Source organism: Aeromonas taiwanensis, assembly GCF_000820165.1.
GTDB lineage: Bacteria > Pseudomonadota > Gammaproteobacteria > Enterobacterales > Aeromonadaceae > Aeromonas > Aeromonas taiwanensis.
In genome coordinates this window covers 1-665 of the sequence record NZ_CDDD01000076.1, presented here as the reverse complement: position 1 = coordinate 665, position 665 = coordinate 1, and the positions used below count along the sequence as shown (strand labels likewise).

The following is a 665-nucleotide window of genomic DNA, read 5'->3' as shown; positions in this document are numbered from 1 at the left end:
GTGGCCGAAGCGGGCGAGCAGCCCGGTGTCATAGAGCATCCGGGGAACCATCACCTTGCCGCTGACCTCGGCCAGGGACTGTGGCGCCCCCAACTTGCGGCTGACCAGGGCATAGCGACTGGTCGCCACCACCCGGGTGAAGTCAAACTCCGCCCCCAGCGCTGGCGACTCCAGCAGACCCGCCATCATGGCCGCCTCCCCGCTGCGCAGCTTGGCCAGGGCCTCCTCCCTGCTCGCGGCGGGCAGCAGCTCGAAATGCAGCCCCGTCTGCCGGCTCACTTCCCGCAAGACGTCCGCGCTCCAGCCAATGAACACCCCCTGCTCGTTGATGCCGCTGTAGGGCATGAAACCGGGATCCGCCACCACCTTGATGGTGTGGGCATTGCCCACGAGCCAGGCCTGCTCCCTGTCGGTGAAGTGCAGCGGGTTTACATCCTGCTCGCTCTGGGGAAGATAGCGCCCCAGATCCCGATAGAGGCTACCCGGCGGCAAGAAGCGGATCGCCTTGTCCACCAACTCGCGCAGCTCCGGCCTGTCCCGCATCATCAACCGATAGCTGAGCACCAGATCGTCGCTGCGCAAACGGCGCAGGCGCAGTCCCTCGTCCGGGTACTCCCGCATCAGGTAACGCAACTGCAGATAATCCCCGAGATAAGCGCTGCCCC

The 665-nt window shown here is 66.0% G+C and carries 1 protein-coding gene; it reads right to left on the bottom strand.

Annotation, left to right across the window (positions count from 1 at the left end; genetic code table 11):
- On the bottom strand, positions 1 to 665 hold a 665-nt coding region (locus BN1136_RS13775), incomplete at both ends, for a transporter substrate-binding domain-containing protein (protein WP_043808683.1).